Raw genomic sequence first — 523 nt, forward strand, 5'->3', positions numbered from 1 at the left:
GCGTTTTTTGCCACTCTTCGTGCTTGTTAGCGTCGTATTCCGGCATCTCATGGCAAAAAAAGTTGAGGTTGAACGGTCGATTGGTCGCCTGTTTAATAAGTTGGAGTTCTTTAACGATGGCGTCTTTATTCAGCATTCCACAAGGTAACGAGCCAAGCCCGCCAACATTACTCACAGCAATGGCCATTTGGCTATCTTGCACGCCAGCCATTGGGGCTTGAATAACCGGTAACTCTGTCCCCAAAAGTGCATTAAATGCGTTGTTTTTCATCGTTCTTCCTTGAGTTCATCCAACTGAGTTTTTGTTGTTTTATGCGCGCTTTCACTGATACGCATCAATATGTCCACTATCTCATATCGATTAATTTTCACCCAACTGCGTTGTTATTTCTGTGCACTCAACGCCCACTCAAAATGATATTCCGCGTCAATTAGCGATTACTGACATGAATTTATGTGATCCAATTCAATCGCCTGAGTTACGTGCTTTTTTAAAGTTGCTCTGTTTCGCGAAACCTTACTT

At 42.8% G+C, this 523-nt stretch carries 1 protein-coding gene; it reads right to left on the reverse strand.

Annotation, left to right across the window (positions count from 1 at the left end; translation table 11 throughout):
- The coding region (locus R7Q48_RS30930) for an NAD(P)H-dependent flavin oxidoreductase (RefSeq protein WP_318134234.1) at window positions 1-271 on the reverse strand (271 nt) is incomplete at its 3' end.
- Window positions 272-523: the final 252 nt, after the last annotated feature.

The organism is Vibrio sp. 378 (assembly GCF_033339435.1).